Origin of the sequence: Pseudoclavibacter chungangensis (assembly GCF_013410545.1) — a bacterium.
GTDB classification, from domain to species: domain Bacteria; phylum Actinomycetota; class Actinomycetes; order Actinomycetales; family Microbacteriaceae; genus Pseudoclavibacter; species Pseudoclavibacter chungangensis.
In genome coordinates, this window is sequence record NZ_JACCFV010000001.1 from 252321 (window position 1) to 269141 (window position 16821).

Consider the following 16821-nt stretch of genomic DNA (forward strand, 5'->3'; position numbering starts at 1 on the left):
CCCGGCTCTGAGCCTGCGAGCCCCCGAGCCCGGATCCGCCACAAAAAGCCGGGTTGTTGCTACCGGGCCCCGGGCCCGGTAGCAACAACCCGGCTTTTTTCGTGCGGATCCGGGGCCGGTCACCAGCCGCCGGAGCGGCGTTGCGTGAACGTCTGGCGGCCGGGCAGCGGGGAGGGCGTCGCGTCCGCATCGTGCACCGGCGGTGTGCCGCGCAACCACTCGCGGGTCGCGCGCGTCGGGAGCACGGTCGCGGGCGGGAAGCCCGAGGCGACGCGCCGCTCGATGCCGGGCAGCTCGACGCCGTGCGCACCCGCGACCGCCGTGATGTTCCCGAAGCGTCGCCCCTTGAGCGTCGCGGGGTCCGCGATGAGCGTCACCTCGCCGAACACCTCCACGAGCGTCGCGACCTCGCCGCGCGCGAACACGAGCTCGTGCCCGTCCGCGATGTTCACGAGCACGAGCCCGTCCGGCACGAGCAGCTCGCGCACCTCGGTGAAGAACTCGACGCTCGTCACGTGCGCGGGCGTCCGCGCACCCGCGAAGACGTCGACGATCGCGATGTCGACCCGGCCGCGGATGCCGGCGGGGAGGCGGCCGAGCTGTTCGCGCGCATCGCCGTAGCGGATGCGGATCGCGGCCGACGGGTCGAGCGGCAGCGTCCGCCGCACGAACGCCATGAGCTCGGGTTCGAGCTCGACGACCTGCTGCCGGGAGCGCGGCCGCGTCGCGTCGATGTAGCGCGGCAGCGTGAGCGCGCCACCCCCGAGGTGCAGCACGGTGAGGGCCTCGTGCTCGGGGTAGGCGAGGTCAATGACGTGCCCCATGTGCCGGATGTAGCCGAAGGAGAGTTGCGTCGGGTCGTCGGGGTTGACGGCCGATTGCGGCGTGCCGTCGACGACGAGCACGAACTCGTCGTCGTCGCGGACGAACGCCGCCGTCGCGCCGGAGGGCAGGGTGATCGTGCTCGTGATCTCGTCGTCGGCCCGTCGCCGCCGCGAGCCCCCGCGTCCTCGTGAACCGTCGCTCATGCGACCAGTCAAGCACGGTGCGGGCACGCGACCGAACCGCCCGGACGCGCGCCCACGGATGCGGCGTCGGAACCGGGAGACACGCCCGACGGCCTCCGGGAGGGTTCGGAGAAATCCAGATCGCGGCGTGATTCGGTGAGCGACTTAGGGTTCCCTTTCTTCTTTTGAACCATTCAAATGTGCGATCATCGGGGCATGCCGACGACCGAGACCGCCCCCACGGGGCACGACTGGGCACCGCTCCTGCGCGCCCACGGTCTCCGCGTCACGAAGCAGCGGCTCGCCGTGCTCGGCGCGCTCGACGGGACGCCGCACGCCTCGGCCGAGGCCGTGCACGCCGCCGCGCAATCGGCGGGGCTCGCCGGACTCACGCTCCAGGCCGTCTACCTCATCCTCGCCGACCTCACGCGCGCCGGGCTCGCCCGCCGCGTCGACGCGCCCCGCCAGTCGGCGCGCTACGAGACGCGCGTGGGCGACAACCACCACCACATCGTGTGCGAGGTGTGCGGTCGTATCGAGGACGTCGATTGCGTCGTCGGCGAGGCGCCCTGCCTCGAACCCGCCGATGCCCGCGGCTTCGTGGTGCACCGTGCCGAGATCACGTTCTCGGGCGTGTGTGCTGAGTGCCTCGCGCGCCCCGAACCCGAACCCCCAACACCTCCGGCCGCCTGACCACGGCCGGATCGCCGGATCGCCGCCAGGTCGACCCGGTGCACCACCGCTCCACACGCACCACCGCTCCACCCCCGGACCGACCGGGCGGCCGTTTCGGCGACCTCCGATCCGACCGACCGCATCGGCGACCGCGTTCCCCGCAGGGGCGCACGGACCGTCGGTGCCGGAGTGACCGCTCCACCAGCAGTGACCGAAACGAGAGAAGGAGAACTCGTGACCGACACGATCGATCCCAACATCCACTCGACGGGCGACTTCGGCGCCCCGACGGACTCCGACCGCAACTCGCTCAGCATCGGGCCGAACGGACCGCTGCTGCTGCACGACGTGCGGCTCGTCGAGACGCTCGCGCACTTCAACCGCGAGCGGGTGCCGGAGCGCAACCCGCACGCCAAGGGCGCGGGCGCGTTCGGCACGTTCGAGACGACCGAGGACGTCTCGAAGTACACGAAGGCCGCGATCTTCCAGCAGGGCCAGAAGGTCGACATGCTCGCGCGCTTCTCGACCGTCGCCGGCGAGCAGGGCTCGCCCGATACGTGGCGCGACGTGCGCGGCTTCTCGCTCAAGTTCTACACGCCCGAGGGCAACCTCGACATCGTCGGCAACAACACGCCCGTGTTCTTCGTGCGCGACCCCATGAAGTTCCCGCACTTCATCCGTTCGCAGAAGCGCCTGCCCGACTCGGGCCTCCGCGACAACACGATGCAGTGGGACTTCTGGACGCAGAACCCCGAGTCGGCCCACCAGGTGACCTACCTCATGGGTGACCGCGGCCTGCCCCGTTCGTGGCGCGAGATGAACGGCTACTCGTCGCACACCTACGCGTGGATCAACGCCGAGGGCGAGCGCTTCTGGGTGAAGTACCACTTCATCTCGAAGCAGGGCGTGCACACGCTCACGAACGAGGAGGCCGACGAGCTCGCGGGCACGGACGCCGACTTCCACCGTCGCGACCTGTTCGAGGCGATCGGTCGCGGCGAGTTCCCGCAGTGGGAGCTCAAGGTGCAGGTCATGCCGTACGAGGACGCGAAGACGTACCGCATCAACCCGTTCGACCTCACGAAGGTCTGGTCGCACGCGGACTACCCGCTCATCCCCGTCGGCACGATGACGCTCGACCGCAACCCGAAGAACTTCTTCGCGGAGATCGAGCAGGCCGCGTTCGCACCGTCGAACACGGTGCCCGGCACGGGCATCTCGCCCGACAAGATGCTGCTCGGACGCGTGTTCGCGTACGCCGATGCGCAGCGCGCCCGCATCGGCACCAACTACGCGCAGTTGCCCGTCAACCGGCCCGTCGTCGAGACGAACAGTTACACGTTCGACGGTCACATGAGCTACCTCAACTCGGGTGACGCGCCCGTGTACGCGCCGAACTCGTTCGGTCGGCCGTGGGCGGACGAGGTCGGCGAGGTCGACAACTCGTGGGAGTCGGACGGCGAGCTCGTGCGCGCCGCGTACACGCTGCGCCCGGACGACGACGACTTCTCGCAGCCGGGACACCTCGTACGCGACGTGTTCGACGACGCGGCACGCGAGCGCTTCGTCGAGACCGTCGCGGGCGCTCTCGAGCCGGTCATCGAGCCCGTGCTGTCGAACGCGTTCCAGTACTGGAAGAACGTCGACGCCGAGATCGGTGCGCGCATCGAGGCCGCCGTGCGAGAGCGCCACGGCGACCAGCAGCCGGGCGGCACGCCGCTCAAGGAGGCGACGCCGGTCGGCTGACGACCCGGCGGTTCCGCGACGGGCAGGACGGGAGCATCGGCTCCCGTCCTGCCCGTCGTCGTTCCGCCCGTCGTCGTCCCGCCAGTCGTCGTTCCACGCGATGTCGTTCCGGGCGGCGGCGGTTCGCCGTGCGACACCGGGTCGATTCGGGAATCATCGAGAGCGGGCCGACCGTGTCGGACCGCGCCGGTCGGCGCGGGTGCATCCCGCGAGCACCGGCCGTGAGCGATCCCTGGAGGAGCATCGTGAGCACGAACATCGATCCGAGGCACGACGGACCGGACGAGCAGAACGTTGACCGCGTGGCCGACGCGATCCTCGTCGTGTACGCGGGCGGCACGTTCGGCATGCGCGATCTCGGGCGTGGGCTCGAGGCCGTGCCCGACATCACCCCGATCGTGGCCGGGCTCATGGACCGCCGCGAGCGCGAGACCGGCGAGCCGCTCGCGTGGGACCTCGTGTCCGTGACGCCCGCGATCGACAGCGCCGAGGCCGACGCGTCCACCGCGCCGTCCCTCGCCCGACTCGTGCGTCGACACGTCGAGGCCGGCGCATACCGGGGCGTCGTGATCGTCCACGGCACCGACACGCTCGCGCACACCGCCGCACGCCTCGCGTTCGACCTCGCCGACCTCGACCTCGTCGTCGCGTGCACCGGATCGCAGATCCCGCACGGCGCGCCCGATAGCGACGCCGACGCGAACTTCACCGACGCCGTCCGCGTGGCCGCGGGCGACGCGGCACCCGGCGTCCGCATCGTGTTCGGCGGTCGCTGCCTCCTCGGGGTGCGTGCGACGAAACGCTCGAGCGAGGACCTCGACGGGTTCACGGCACACCGGGCGCCGGGTGGCTCGCCCGTCGGCGTCCCGCGGGACGTCACGCGCGCACTCGCCGAGCGCCGTGACGCGCCGAGTACACCCATCGGGCTGCTGCACGTGTCGCCCGGTCTCGTCCCGGCCGTGGCCGACGCCGTCGCCCGCGCGTACCCCGCCGGGTTCGTGCTCGCGTGCTACGGCGCCGGGACGGCGCCCGGGTTCGTCGCAGCCACCGTGCGCGCCGTGGCCGCGGCGGGCGCGGTCGTCGTCGCGATCACGCAGTGCGAGGACGGGGGCGTCCACCTCGACCGTTACGCGGTCGGGGCGGCACTCGCCGACGCGGGCGCGGTCGACGGGGGCGATCTGACCGCCGAGGCCGCGGTCGCGAAGCTCGGCGCACTCGTCGACGCGGGCCTCGCGCGCGCCGACGTCGTGCGGCTGCTCGGCGCGAACCTCGTCGGGGAGCGCAGCCCCGCCTGAGCCTCCCCGCGGGTGCGGCCCCGCCCGCTCCGTCGGCCGCGAGCCCGGCCCCGACCGCCCCGCCGCGAGCGCCGACGGGACGTCCGCCACGCGCCGGGCGCGTGCTGCCCGCCGCGACATCCTGCGACGCGCGAGGTCCCGGGGCTTCCGCGACGGCCCGCGGCCCTGTAGAACGGCTCTCGCACCGTATGCGGATCGTCCGTCGCGGTGCGACGACGAGGAGCGGCAGCGACGCCGCGGGAGGGGCGAGGATGCCGGGACCCGTCGGGACCGCGCCCCGAGCGCGCACGACGCCACACCGTGCCCCGTCGCCGACTCGTTCCGGCGCACCGACGCGCCGACCGCGGCCGCCTCGGCGCTGCCGCGGGTCCCACGACCGAGAAAGGCACCCACATGCACCTCCTCTCGCTCACCCTCGCGCAGGCGGCCGCGGACCCACCCGACGGATTCCTCGGCTGGCTCCGAACGAGCACCGCCGGGCTCATCATCCTCTGCGTCGTCGCGATCGGTGTCCTGCTCGCGCTCATCATCGCGCTCAAGATCGAGCCGTTCATCGCGCTGCTCATCACGGGCCTCGCACTCGCCCTCGTCGCGGGGCTCAGCGTCTACGAGCTCGTCGGCGTCGCCGTCCCCGATCCGTTCGACGCGGAACAGATCAAACCTGGCGACTCGATCCTCGAGAAGGGCTTCGGCGGGATCCTCGGGCACATCACGATCATCATCGGGCTCGGGACGGTGCTCGGCGCGATCCTCGAACGCTCCGGTGGCGCCGACGTGCTCGTCTCGAAACTCCTCGAACGCATGGGTGACCGCTTCGCGCCCATCGCCCTCGGCATCGCGGGGCTCATCTTCGGCATCCCCGTGTTCTTCGACGTCGGCATCTTCGTGCTCGCGCCGCTCGTCTACATCGCCGCGCGCCGCGGCGGGAAATCGCTCGCGCTGTACGCCCTGCCGATGCTCGCGGGCCTCTCGATGACCCACGCGTTCCTGCCGCCGCACCCCGGCCCGACCGCGCTCGCGGGATCGTTCGGCGTCTCGCTCGGCTGGATCATCGTCATGGGCTTCGCGTGCGGTATCCCCGCCTTCATCGCCTCGGGTATCGCGTGGCCGCTGTGGATCGGGAAGCGCATCCACGTCGCGCTCCCCGAGGACTCCCTCATCGAGCCCGAGGACGACGGGCGCCCGCCCGTGTCGATCTGGTCGGTCGCGCTCGTGATCCTCATCCCGCTCGTGCTCATCCTCGCCTCGACCGTCGGCTCGCTCGTCATCACCGATCCGGGGTGGCTCGAGTTCGTGACGTTCGTCGGGAACCCGTCGGTCGCCCTCACGATCGCGGTGCTCGTGGCGATGTACCTGCTCGGCATCCGGCGCGGGACGACGCTCGCGGAGCTCGGTCACGTGACGGGCGAGTCGCTCAAACCGATCGGCATGATCCTGCTCGTCGTCGGTGCGGGTGCGTTCTTCGGCGCCGTCATCACGAAGACGGGCATCGGGACGGTGCTCTCCGACGTCTTCAGCGGCCTCGGCCTGCCCGTGTTCGTGACGGCGTACATCATCGCGTGCGTGCTGCGGCTCGCGCAGGGCTCCGCGACGGCCGCGATCGTCATCACGGCCGGCATCCTGCAGCCCGTCGTCGCGGGCGGCGACTACTCGCAGCCGCAGCTCGCCCTCATCGGCATCGCGATCGCCGCGGGCTCGATCATCGCGTCGCACGTCAACGACGGCGGATTCTGGATCATCCAGCGCTACTTCAACATGACGGTGCCGCAGACGCTCGCGACCTGGACGGTGCTGGAGACGATCCTCTCGCTCGTCGGCTTCGCCATGGTGTGTCTGCTCTGGCTCGTCGTCTGACTCGGATCGCGCGCCGACGCGGCTCGCGCTGCCGCCCGCACGTGCGGGCGGCAGCGCGATCGTCGCTCACGCGGTCGCGGCCGGAGCGCGCAGGTCCTTGCGCAGGATCTTGCCCGAGGCGGACTTCGGGATCGCGTCGACCCACTCGACGACGCGCACCTTCTTGTAGGGCGCGACGCGCTCCGCGACGAACGCGAGCACCTCGTCGTCGCTCGTCGACGTGCCCGGCTGCGCGACGACGAACGCCTTCGGCACCTCCTCGCCCTCGTCGTCGAGCACCCCGACGACGGCGGCGTCCGCGATGCCCGGGTGCTCGAGCAGGAGCGACTCGAGCTCGGAGGGCGCGACCTGGTAGCCCTTGTACTTGATGAGCTCCTTGAGGCGGTCGACGATGTGGACGACGCCGTCCGCGTCGACGGTCGCGACATCACCCGTCTTGAGCCAGCCGTCGTCGGTGAGCGTCTCGGCCGTCGCCTCGGGGTTGTTGAGGTAGCCGGTCATGACCATCGGCCCACGGCACCAGAGCTCGCCCGGCGCCGACACGCCGTCGGTCACCTCGACGTCCTCACCCGTCGCGGGGTCGACGAGGCGGAACTCGACGTTCGGGATCGCGAGGCCGACCGAGCCGGGGGAGATGTCGTCCCGGTCGAACGGCGTGACGTGCGAGACGGGGCTCATCTCGGTCATCCCGTAGCCCTGCAGCATGCGGGCCCCGAGTCGCGCCTCGATCGCGCGGCCGAGGTGCTCGTCGAGCGGTGCGGCGCCCGAGAGCACGTGGCGGACGGTCGACGTGTCGACCGTGTCGACGAGCGGGTGCTTCGCGAGCGCGACGCCGATGGGCGGCGCGATGAACAGGTACGTCACGCCGTGGTCCTCGATGAGGCGCAGGAACTCGGCGAGGTCGAACCGCGGCATCGTGACGAGCGTCGCGCGCTCGCGCAGGCCGAGGTTGAGCAGGGCCGTCATGCCGTAGATGTGGAAGAACGGCAGGACGGCGAGCAGGACGTCGTCCCGCCCGACGCCGAGCATCGCGCGGGCCTGCTCGACGTTCGCGACGAGATTGCGGTGCGTGAGCATGACGCCCTTCGGCAACCCCGTCGTCCCCGACGAGTACGGCAGCACCGCGAGGTGCTCCGCCGGCTCGAACGACACGTCCGGTGCGGGCGCACCCGCCGCGAGCAGATCGCGTAGCGACTCGTGCCCCTCGGCGCCGTCGAGCACGATGACCGCCGAGTCGGGCAGCCCGACGTTGCGTGCGGCCGTCGTCGCGGCCTCGAGCAGTGGGCTCGCCGTCAGGAGCAGCTCGGCCCCCGAGGCGCGCAACTGCGACTCGAGGTCCTTCACGGTCGCGAGGCTGTTGACGGTCGTGGCGGTCGCGCCCGCGCGCAGGATGCCGTGGAACGCGATCACGAAGCCGCTCGAGTTCGGGCAGTGGAGGGCGACGACGTCGCCGACGCCGATGCCGCGCGCCGCGAGCGCACCGGCGACGGCCTCGATCCGGGCGGCGAGGTCGCCGTAGCTCGTCTCGGCGCCGCTCGGCCCGTCGACGAGGGCGGTCTTCTCGCGATCCTCGTCGGTGAGCGAGCCGAACAGGGAATCGAACACGGAGACGTCGGGGACGACGACATCGGGGAGGGTGCTGCGGTACATCTCACTCCTTCGTGGGATCGTGCGCTGCGCGCCTCGACGATGAGGGCACGCGCGAGCGGGCGTCGTACCGACGCCGTCCGGTGAGCGTAGCGGGCGACGACGAGCGCACCGTGAACGGCGTGGGGTTCCCACAACGACGGTCCCTCGGCTCCCCAGTCGGGTTCGTCCCTCACCGTCGGTCGTCGCGGTCGTCCAGGGGCGCGCTGCCGAGGGGCGATCCGCTCGTAGCCGCGTTCGCTGACGTCCGACGCGAATCCGGCTGGACTCGGGGCATGAACGAATCCGACGGTGACCAGCGGTCCGCGATCGCGGCCGATCTCCATCTGCGCCTCGGCGCACAGCGCATCGTGCTCCTCGGTGGCGAGCTCGACGAGGAGGCGACGAACCGGCTCTGCGCACAGATCCTGCTGCTGAGCGCCGAGGATCCGCGGCGCGACATCGCGCTGTGGATCAACTCGCCGGGCGGCTCGGTGCCCGGCATGCTCGCGATCCGCGACGTCATGCGGCTCGTGCCGAACGACGTGTCGACGCTCGGCCTCGGCATGGCGTACAGCGCCGGGCAGTTCCTGCTCAGCTCGGGGACTCCCGGCAAGCGGTACCTGCTGCCGCACGCGCGTGTGCTCCTGCACCAGGGGTCGGCCGGCATCGGTGGCAACGCGGCCGACATCGAGATCCAGGCCGACGAACTGCGCAACACGCGCGACACGGTCATCGGGCTCATCGCGGCCGACACGGGGCGCACGTTCGACGAGGTCGAGCGGGACGCACGCCGCGACCGGTGGTTCTCGGCCGAGCAGGCGGTCGCGTACGGCTTCGTCGACCGGATCCTGGAGCACGCCGCGGACGTGCGCCCCGCCGGGCCCGGACGCGCCGGGATCGGGGCCTGACATGGGTGAGTACCTGGTGCCCAACGTCACGACGATCACGTCGCGCGGCGAACGTACCGTCGACGTCTACAGCCGATTGCTCGCCGATCGCATCGTGTACCTCGGCACGGCGATCGACGACGGTGTCGCGAACGTGCTCATCGCGCAGCTGCTGCACCTGGAGGCCGACGAGCCGGATTCGCCCATCAACCTCTACATCAATTCGCCCGGCGGCTCCGTGACCGCCATGCTCGGCCTGTACGACGCGATGCAGTACGTTCGGCCGGCCGTGCACACGACGTGCATCGGACAGGCCGCGTCGTCCGCGGCCGTGCTCCTCGGTGGCGGCGAGCGGGGATTCCGGTCGATCCTGCCGCGTGGGCGCGTGCTGCTGCACCAGCCCTCGTCACAGGGCGGCCGCGGGGCGATCCCCGATCTCGTCGTCGAGGCGGAGGAGATGGCGCGCGTGCGCGACGAACTCGACGGGATCGTGGCCGCCGACACGGGGCGTACGCCCGCGCAGGTGCGCGTCGACACGGAGCGCGACCTCGTGCTCACGGCACAGGCCGCACGGGAGTACGGGATCGTCGATCACGTGCTCGCGCGCCGCGAGCTCGCCTCGGTGTGAGTGTCTGGGCGCCGCGCGGCGCCGGGGTGGTCGGCGCCGCGCGCGTGCCCGCGTTCGAGTCGGGTCGCGGCGCCGGGTCAGGCGGCGAGCGCGACGAGCGCACCCACGGGCGCGTTCGCCCGGATCACCGGGTCGGTCCCCGTTCCCGTCTCGTCGACGGGTACGGAGCCCGTCGCCGAGCGCAGATCGAGGGGCGCGAGCGGGACGGCCGATCGCGCACCGACCGTGGCGCCGGGGCCGATCGGCCACGCCTCCTCCGTGACGAGCGTCGCCGGTGCGCCGAACCCGGCGCGGACACGGACGCCGCGGCCCGGCCGCGCGCGCCGGGCGGTGAGCGTCACGCGCTGACGGTCCGCGGCACGCGCGTCGGCCATGCGCCGAGCGGCGCGCTCGACGAGGTCGAGGGGGTCGAGGCCGAGCGCCTGGGCGAGCTCGCGCAGCACCTCGCTCGATGGGTCCTTACGACCGCGTTCGATCTCCGAGAGGTACTGCGGGGAGAGCGCGGCCGCGTGCGCGACGTCGACGAGCCGCTCACCGCGGCGCACGCGCTCGTCGTGCGCCTCGCGCCCGAGTGCCTCGCGGAACAGGAGCCTGCGGGGAACGGGGTGCGTGCCCCATGGGTCGTCGCTCATGGCGACAGGCTACGACCCGCGGCGGCGAACCCGGCGGGCGATCTGCTGTGAGCAGAACGACTCGGAGCAGAACGACGTGGGGCGCGTCAGGCGCGCGCGGGTGACGGACCCTCGCCGCTCGGCCCGGGGGCGGGAGTGGTTCCGGCGTCGGCGCTCGCGGGCGCGCCCTCCGCCGCCGTGCCGGAATCGGGCACCGCGTCGGCGTCCGGCGTCGCGTCTCTCTCCCCCGTCGCGTCGGAATCCCGTGTCGCGTCGGAATCGGGCGTCGTGTCGGAATCCGGTGTCGTGTCGGAATCGGGCGTCGTGTCGGAATCCGGTGTCGTGTCGGAATCGGGCGTCGCGTCGGAATCCGGTGTTGTGTCGGAATCGGGCGTCGCGTCGAGATCCGGCTTCGCGTCGATGACGAGGTTCATCCACCGGGACCGAGGATCGGCGTCGATGAGGATCGACTTCGCGAGGAGCGTCGCCGGCAGCGCGAGCAGCGCCCCGACGGGGCCGAGCGCGAACGTCCACACGAGCACGGAGAGGAAGGAGACGGTGGGCGTGACGCCCACGGCGTCCCCCGCGACCTTCGGCTGGATGAGCGATTGGGCGACGAAGTTGATGACGCACCACACGACGAGCACGACGAGCGCGTTCACCCAGTCGTTCGCGAGCAGCGCCATGAGCACGGGCGGCACCATGCCGATGACGAAACCGATGTTCGGGATGTAGTTCGTGAGGAACGAGAACACGCCCCACACGATCGCGAACGGCACGTGCAGGATCTCGAGCGCGACGACGTCGAGCACCGCGACGATGAGGCCGAACACGGTCGTGACGATCCAGTAGCGACCCACGCCGCGGACGAAGCCGTCGAGCGCGGCGCCGAGCGCGGGACGCACCTCACGGAGCCGCGCCATGCGCCCCTCGAAGCCGATCGCGTCGAAGAACAGGAAGAACGCCGTGATGACGAGCGTGCCGAGGAACGCGAGCACGACGCCGATGTTGCTCAGCACGGCCTGCAGCGTCGAGGTGATCGCGGTCGGCGAGAGCACGCCCGACACCTGTGCGAGCAGCGTGTCCTCGGTGACGCCGAGGTCGGCGAGGAGCGTGAGGATCTCGCGGTAGAGCGCCGTGAACTCGCCCGCGTAGTGCGGCAGCTCCTGCACGAGCACCGCGACGGACCACACGAGCAGCCCGACGAACCCGATGAGCACGGCGTACAGCACGAGCAGCGTGAGCGTCGCGGCGATGATGCGATGCACCCCGTGTCGAATGAGCAACCGCATGAACGGCGAGACCGCGATGACGAGGTTGAGGCTCAGGAACACGGGCGCGACGATCGCCGACACCTGGGGGAGGGCGATGAGCACGACGAGAACGAGGGTGATCGTGCCGAGGATCGCGAGCGGGCGTCCCCACCCGGGTCGGAGCTCGGCGCTCGGTGCGGGTGATGCGATCGGCATCGGCTTCTCCTCGTTCCACTCCGCCACCGCCTGTGGCCGAGGGCCGGGCGAGGCGCGTCCAGGCTAGACGAGCCGTTCGAACGGTCGCGTCGGCCGCGAGACAGGTTCGGTGCACCCCGCGCGGGGGATCCGTCGACGGGATGGGCGGGGCTCGGCCGCCGGGGCTCGGCCGTGGGTGCTCGGCCGTGTGTACTCAGCCGTCGGCCGCGAGGACGAGCGGCCAGACGTCGGGCACGCGGCCGTCGACGTCGACGACGCCGTAGGCGCGGGCGAGGTCGGTCGCGGTCGCGGACCGGCCCGTCCAGCGCTGTCGATCGGGATCGGCGGCGAGCGCCGCGATGCCGCGTCCGACGAAGCGCGGCGACTCGGACTGCTCGAAGTCGGCGGGCGCGGCCGGTTCGGCGCCGTCGCGCCCCTCGAGGGCGTCGCGCCAATTCGCCTCGCGGACGCCGAAGTGCTCGAGCATGAGCTCGGAGCGCAACCACCCGGGCGTCACCGAGAGCGCCGTGCCGCCGACGGACCGCAGATCGTGCGCCTGCGAGAAGCCGAGTCGGCCGACGGCCGTCTTCGCGAGATCGTAGAAGACGGAGATGCGGTAGTGATCGCGGTTGTACTCGACCGTGCCGTCGGTCATCTCGACCACGAGCCCGCCCTCGCGGGACGCGAGGAGCGGGAGCAGGGCGTGGGAGGTGACGAGGTGCGTCTCGACCGCGAGGCGCAGCATGCGCAGCCCCGCGTCGAGGTCGAGCTCCCACATCGGGCGATCCCAGCCCGACGGGTCGCCCACGAGGCCCTCGCCGCCCCAGATGTCGTTCACGAGCACGTCGAGCCGGCCGTGCTCGCGCTCGATCCGCGCGGCGAGCGCGCGCACGGCGTCGTGATCGAGGTGATCGACCTGGATCGCGACGCCCGTGCCGCCCGCGGCGGTCACGAGCTCGGCCGTCTCCTCGATCGTCTCGGGCCGCGTGCCGTAGTCGGAGCGGATCGTGCGATCGCCCGCGCGACTCGATCTGCCCGTGCACACGACTGTCGCGCCCGCCTCGCCGAGCGCGATCGCGATGCCTCGCCCCGCGCCGCGCGTCGCGCCCGCGACGACGGCGACCCGGCCGCGCAGCGAGTCGGGATCGAGCCCGCCGTGCGCGGGCACCGACTCGCCGGCGCCGTCGCCCGGTGCCGAGCCGGTGGTCACCAGCCGCGTTCCCGCCACTCGGCGAGGTGGGGCCGTTCGGCACCGAGCGTCGTCGCGGCGCCGTGGCCCGGGTACACGACGGTCTCGTCGTCGTACACGCCGAACAGGCGCGACTCGACATCGGCGAGCAGGCTCGTGAAGCGCTCGTGGTCGCCGTCGGTGTTGCCGACACCGCCGGGGAACAGCGAGTCGCCGGTGAAGAGGCGCACCGCCTCGCCGGGCACGGCGAGCGCGAGCGCGACGGAACCGGGCGTGTGGCCGCGCAGCGCGATGACGCGCAGCTCGGTCGAGCCGAGCCCGATCGTGTCGCCGTCGTGCAGGCGCCGGTCGACCGTGACGGGCAGTGCATCGGCATCGGCGTCGCCCGCGAGCACGGCCGCGCGGGTCTCGTCGGCGAGCGCGGCGAGGGCACGGTGATGATCCCAGTGCTTGTGGGTCGTGACGACCGATTCGAGGTGCGGCGCGGGCTCACCGCGCTCGGCCGCACGCGCGGCCGCATCGGCCAGCATCGCGCGCAGCGCGTCCGGCCGGTCGGCCGCGTCGACGAGCAGCGCCGCGCCGCTCGCGCGCTCGACGAGCAGATAGGCCATGTTGTCCTGGTCCGAGACGCTCGCCGCGGAGACGTCGATCGGACCGACGGCGTCGTGACTGATATCGGGTGGGGTGCTCATGCCCGAACGGTAGCGCGTCCCACCGACACGGCCCGGGGAGCTGCTCAGCGCGCCGGGCGGCGCCGCACGAGGAGGACGACGAGCGAGGTCGCGCCGCCGAGGACGAGGACCGCGCCCGCGATCGCGAGGCCGACCGCGATCCCCGGCGGCCCGACGGGGTCGACGGGCCACGGCACGAGCGGCCCGCCGGACTCGTACTCGGGCGCGCCGACGCCGGCCTCGCCGCTCACCTGGAACGTGAGCGTGTAGGTGTACTGCTCGGCGGCATCCCCCCACGGGGGCGTCCCGAGCGCGAGGGCGATCGTGTAGGGGCCCGCGGTCGATGCGTCGGCCTCGCTCGTGTTCCCCGAACGTCCCGCGCCGAAGTCGAGACCGCGGCTCAGATACGACACGTCGAACGACACGGCCGTGAACGAGGTCGTCTCGTCGGACGAGAGCGCACCGTTCGGCCCGTTCCCGTCGGCGTCACGGACCTGGCTCGGCGAGACGACGCCGCGATACGGGTTGCGGATCGCGAGGGCGGCGTTCGGCCTCGCCGTCGTGGCGACGTCGTCGACGGCATCGAAGCGGACGTTGACGGTGAGGCGTTGGCCGTAGTCGAGGGGCACCGTCACGTACTGCGTCGCGCCGGGGGCGATGGAGCCGGCGTACGAGCCGGACGCGGCGATCGGTGCGCTCGCGTAGTCGGTGCCGGGCGAGATCGTGCCCGCGCTCCCGTCGGCGGCCGGAAGGGGTGCCGGCGCGGGGACCGTCGGATCGGGCGCCGGGAGCGCCGCGAGGTTCGCCGCGGGTGGTTCCTCGCCCACGAGGAGCTCGAGGTCGACCGGCTCGCCCTGACCCGGTCCGGTCCCGGTTCGCGTCAGGTCGACGGCGAGCACGACGGAGTCGGCCGATCCGCACACGCCCGTGTCGGGGCGAAGTGCCGATGCCGTGAGCGAGACGCTCGCGTCACCGAACACGTCGAAGCCCGTCACGGGGCTCGCCGTCTCCTCCGCGCACGATTCGCCGTCGAGCGTCTCGAGGGTCGCCTCGATGCGGACGCGCTCATCGGCCGGATCGAACGCCGCGGAGACGCCCACGTCGATCGTCGAGCCCGGGATCGTGCGGTCGACGCGGTAGTAGCGGGTCCGGCTGTCGTCGATGGTCGTGTCGAGCGAGCGGAGGCCACCGGTGATCGGAGTCGCGGTCGTCCGCTCGGTCGACCCGACGGTCGTGGCGGCGGGCGTCGATGACGGAGTCGTCCCGCCGTCGGCCGCCGCCGGGGTGGCGCCGAGCCCGAGGAGGACGGCGACCGCGAGGACGACGTGCAGGAGCACGTGCCGGGGTCGTCGCGTGGTCCGGGTGTTCGCGACGCTCGTCACAGGCCCCCTCCCGTCCACAGCACCGCGGCCGTCACGAGACAGCCGACACCGACGACGATGCTGGACGAGGCGAGCACGATGCCGATCGTGGGGCGACGACGGCCCCGCGCCGGCGCGAGGCCGTTGCCCGTGCCGTTCGGCGTACCGCGGGTGGACGGGTCGGTCGCGTTCGGCCCGTAGCGGACGGTCGGGTCGGTCGCACGGGGGCCGGAACCGGCGAGCGGGTGCTGGGACGGACCCGACGGATTGACGTACGGGTTCGGTGCGCCGAACCCCGCGCCCACGGATCCGGGGTACGGGATTCCCTGCAGCGGCGGGACCCCGGGCCGGGAGGGCGTCGTCGACGGGGTCGTCGCGCCGTCCGGCCGGGACGGCTCGGCCCCGGCATACGGCGGTGTCCGGAAGGGGTCACCGTGGAACGGGGCACCGTTCGCGGCGGGCGGCCGGTCCGTGGGCGCGTCCCGCGGGGCCTCGGGGCGGGGCGGGGCGGACGCGAAGGCGGAGAATACGTGAGCCCCGGGCGATCCTGCCGCGCCGGGCGAACCTGCCGCCCCGGGCGATCCTGCCGCGCCGGGCGAGCCGGGTGTCGCAGGGGTCGCGCCGGGCCACGTGCCACCGGGCGGCACCATGCCGACGGTGGGCTCGAGGCCGTCCTCGTCGAGGTGCGCCGCACGGTCCTCGAGCGGGGTGCGTGTGCCCGGCGTCGCGGTCGCCGTGGGGTGGCCGGGCGAGGCGTTCGTCGGGAACGGGGCGAGGACCGTGTGCACACCCGTGTGCGGGCCGTCGTCGGTCCACCCCTCCGGAAGCTCGGGGAGGCGCGGACGGATGTCGACGCCCTCACCGAGCGGCCGTGTCGCGAGCCCCGACGCGTCGAGGAGGAGGAGCGCCGCGGTCGCGTCGCCGGGACGCCGCGCCGCGTCGATGTCGACCATCGGCTCGATGACGGCACGGAACTCGGGGTCGATGTCGGCGAGCGATTCGAGCACCGCGCCCGCATCGCGCAGGCGCGTGCCCGCGGCCATCTCGAGCGCGGCGACGCCCGCGGAGTACACGTCGACGGCCGGCGTGTCGGCCGCCGCCGAGAGCAGACGCTCGGGTGCGAGGTAGCCGGGCGTCCCGAGCACGATGTTCGTGCTCGTGAGCCGTGCGTCGTCGGCGTGCACCGCGAGACCGAAGTCGCTCAGGCGCGACACGGGCTCACCCCGTCCCGTCGCCTCGAGGAGGATGTTCGCGGGCTTGACGTCGCGGTGCACGACACCCGCGCCGTGGACGGACGCGAGGGCGAGCAGGAGCTGTTCGAGGACGCGCGCCGCCCACGGCGTCGGGAGGACGCCGCGCTCGCCGATGAGCGTGTGCAGCGAACCACCGTCGACGAGCGGCATGACGAGGAGCACGTGTTCGTCGTCGCCGTACCAGCCGGTCGGGGCGAGGATGTTCGGGTGGTCGAAGCGTGCCGACTGTTCGCGCACGAAGCGCACGAGCGAGGCGGCATCGACGTGCTTGAGCATCTTCACGGCCACGAAGCGCTCGTCGCGGGAGTCCCACGCGCGCCACACCGCGCCCGAGCCACCCTCCGCGAGGGGGTCGACGAGTGCGTAGCGACCCGTTCCGACGATCCCCATGGCGGAGAGTCTAGGCGGGCTCCTCGTCGGTGGTGACTTCCGATGCGTTCGGGCGGGTGCGACAGACGGAACGCAAGTCGAGTTGACGCCCCGTGACGCCGAGTGTGACGTCCCGTTTCGCTCGGTGACGCCGGGCGGCATCGGGCGTCGGACTGTGTCGGATCGGCGCGGGGGCAC

At 72.5% G+C, this 16821-nt stretch carries 14 protein-coding genes; 6 read left to right on the forward strand and 8 right to left on the reverse strand.

Translation table 11 applies throughout. The features are described 5' to 3' along the window. Positions 1 to 119 precede the first annotated feature (119 nt). The gene (locus tag HNR16_RS01050; RefSeq protein ID WP_179558038.1) at positions 120 to 1028 is read right to left on the reverse strand and encodes a spermidine synthase; all 909 of its coding nucleotides are present in this window, start codon (positions 1026 to 1028) and stop codon (positions 120 to 122) included. A gap of 195 nt (positions 1029 to 1223) precedes the next feature. Between HNR16_RS01050 and HNR16_RS01055 the strand changes: the two genes are divergently transcribed. The 4 genes from HNR16_RS01055 to HNR16_RS01070 all read left to right on the forward strand — a co-directional run bounded on the left by HNR16_RS01055 (position 1224) and on the right by HNR16_RS01070 (position 6577). Next, complete coding sequence (locus HNR16_RS01055; RefSeq protein ID WP_158039168.1) at positions 1224 to 1700, forward strand: Fur family transcriptional regulator; 477 nt, start codon at positions 1224 to 1226, stop codon at positions 1698 to 1700. A 216-nt stretch (positions 1701 to 1916) separates the two neighbouring features. Continuing rightward, positions 1917 to 3428: a catalase gene (locus tag HNR16_RS01060; RefSeq protein WP_158039169.1), complete on the forward strand. Its 1512-nt coding sequence runs from the start codon at positions 1917 to 1919 to the stop codon at positions 3426 to 3428. Between the two features lie 245 nt (positions 3429 to 3673). Next, complete coding sequence (locus HNR16_RS01065) at positions 3674 to 4723, forward strand: asparaginase domain-containing protein (RefSeq protein ID WP_158039170.1); 1050 nt, start codon at positions 3674 to 3676, stop codon at positions 4721 to 4723. A gap of 393 nt (positions 4724 to 5116) precedes the next feature. Next, on the forward strand, positions 5117 to 6577 hold the full coding sequence (locus tag HNR16_RS01070; protein WP_158039171.1) for a GntP family permease: 1461 nt from the start codon (positions 5117 to 5119) through the stop codon (positions 6575 to 6577). Positions 6578 to 6643: 66 nt separating this feature from the next. Here the strand turns inward: HNR16_RS01070 and HNR16_RS01075 are convergent, their stop codons facing one another. Then, on the reverse strand, positions 6644 to 8227 hold the full coding sequence (locus HNR16_RS01075; RefSeq protein WP_158039172.1) for an AMP-binding protein: 1584 nt from the start codon (positions 8225 to 8227) through the stop codon (positions 6644 to 6646). Between the two features lie 272 nt (positions 8228 to 8499). Between HNR16_RS01075 and HNR16_RS01080 the strand changes: the two genes are divergently transcribed. After that, the gene (locus HNR16_RS01080; protein ID WP_158039173.1) at positions 8500 to 9114 is read left to right on the forward strand and encodes a ClpP family protease; all 615 of its coding nucleotides are present in this window, start codon (positions 8500 to 8502) and stop codon (positions 9112 to 9114) included. A 1-nt stretch (position 9115) separates the two neighbouring features. Beyond that, complete coding sequence (locus tag HNR16_RS01085; RefSeq protein ID WP_158039174.1) at positions 9116 to 9721, forward strand: ClpP family protease; 606 nt, start codon at positions 9116 to 9118, stop codon at positions 9719 to 9721. Between the two features lie 77 nt (positions 9722 to 9798). On the opposite strand, the gene HNR16_RS01090 is transcribed toward HNR16_RS01085, so the two are convergent. From HNR16_RS01090 to HNR16_RS01115, 6 genes are all read right to left on the reverse strand, one after another. Then, entirely contained in the window at positions 9799 to 10353 is a 555-nt protein-coding gene (locus HNR16_RS01090; RefSeq protein ID WP_158039175.1) for a helix-turn-helix domain-containing protein, read from the reverse strand. An 86-nt stretch (positions 10354 to 10439) separates the two neighbouring features. Beyond that, entirely contained in the window at positions 10440 to 11801 is a 1362-nt protein-coding gene (locus tag HNR16_RS01095; RefSeq protein WP_218868357.1) for an AI-2E family transporter, read from the reverse strand. Positions 11802 to 11994: 193 nt separating this feature from the next. Further along, on the reverse strand, positions 11995 to 12990 hold the full coding sequence (locus HNR16_RS01100) for an SDR family oxidoreductase (protein ID WP_225737736.1): 996 nt from the start codon (positions 12988 to 12990) through the stop codon (positions 11995 to 11997). Then, complete coding sequence (locus HNR16_RS01105) at positions 12987 to 13661, reverse strand: MBL fold metallo-hydrolase (protein WP_158039176.1); 675 nt, start codon at positions 13659 to 13661, stop codon at positions 12987 to 12989. The genes HNR16_RS01100 and HNR16_RS01105 overlap by 4 nt, the downstream gene beginning before the upstream one ends. Positions 13662 to 13705: 44 nt before the next feature. After that, positions 13706 to 15022, reverse strand: a complete 1317-nt coding sequence (locus tag HNR16_RS01110; RefSeq protein WP_158039177.1) for a hypothetical protein — start codon at positions 15020 to 15022, stop codon at positions 13706 to 13708. After that, entirely contained in the window at positions 15019 to 16644 is a 1626-nt protein-coding gene (locus HNR16_RS01115; RefSeq protein ID WP_179558039.1) for a serine/threonine-protein kinase, read from the reverse strand. Before HNR16_RS01115 ends, HNR16_RS01110 begins: the two co-directional genes overlap by 4 nt. Between the last annotated feature and the right edge of the window lie 177 nt (positions 16645 to 16821).

Coding starts and splice junctions, on each gene's coding strand:
- HNR16_RS01080 (WP_158039173.1), top strand. CDS start 8,500: ATGAACGAATCCGACGGTGACCAGCGGTCCGCGATCGCGGCCGATCTC.
- HNR16_RS01050 (WP_179558038.1), bottom strand. CDS start 1,028: ATGAGCGACGGTTCACGAGGACGCGGGGGCTCGCGGCGGCGACGGGCC.
- HNR16_RS01115 (WP_179558039.1), bottom strand. CDS start 16,644: ATGGGGATCGTCGGAACGGGTCGCTACGCACTCGTCGACCCCCTCGCG.
- HNR16_RS01075 (WP_158039172.1), bottom strand. CDS start 8,227: ATGTACCGCAGCACCCTCCCCGATGTCGTCGTCCCCGACGTCTCCGTG.
- HNR16_RS01085 (WP_158039174.1), top strand. CDS start 9,116: ATGGGTGAGTACCTGGTGCCCAACGTCACGACGATCACGTCGCGCGGC.
- HNR16_RS01095 (WP_218868357.1), bottom strand. CDS start 11,801: ATGCCGATCGCATCACCCGCACCGAGCGCCGAGCTCCGACCCGGGTGG.
- HNR16_RS01090 (WP_158039175.1), bottom strand. CDS start 10,353: ATGAGCGACGACCCATGGGGCACGCACCCCGTTCCCCGCAGGCTCCTG.
- HNR16_RS01105 (WP_158039176.1), bottom strand. CDS start 13,661: ATGAGCACCCCACCCGATATCAGTCACGACGCCGTCGGTCCGATCGAC.
- HNR16_RS01055 (WP_158039168.1), top strand. CDS start 1,224: ATGCCGACGACCGAGACCGCCCCCACGGGGCACGACTGGGCACCGCTC.
- HNR16_RS01070 (WP_158039171.1), top strand. CDS start 5,117: ATGCACCTCCTCTCGCTCACCCTCGCGCAGGCGGCCGCGGACCCACCC.